Source organism: Allobosea sp. ASV33, from assembly GCF_016428755.1.
Classification (GTDB): Bacteria; Pseudomonadota; Alphaproteobacteria; order Rhizobiales; family Beijerinckiaceae; genus Allobosea.
In genome coordinates this window covers 1-302 of the sequence record NZ_JAELTI010000358.1, presented here as the reverse complement: position 1 = coordinate 302, position 302 = coordinate 1, and the positions used below count along the sequence as shown (strand labels likewise).

1 protein-coding gene is annotated in these 302 nt (G+C 73.5%); it reads right to left on the bottom strand.

The genetic code is table 11. From position 1 onward, the window contains the following. Positions 1–302: hypothetical protein (locus JHD80_RS28150; protein WP_199093958.1), on the bottom strand; the 302-nt coding region annotated here is incomplete at both ends.

Sequence of the window (302 nt, the reverse complement as noted above, 5' to 3'; positions counted from 1 at the left end):
CCCCCCCCCCCCCCCCCCCCCCCCCCCCCCCCCCCCCCCCCCCCCCCCCCCCCCCCCCCCCCCCCCCCCCCCCCCCCCCCCCCCCCCCCCCCCCCCCCCCCCATTTTCAAGCAGACGACGGCATACGAGATCGCGCCTAGAGTCTCGTGGGCTCGGAGATGTGTATAAGAGACAGGCCCTGTACAAGCCGATCCCGACACGTCCTATCTCGACCGCATCCAGGTCCGGCCGCAGCGCTATGTCCTGTCCGTCGGCAGGATCGTCGAGGAGAAGCGGCATCTCGACCTGATCGAGGCCTTCGC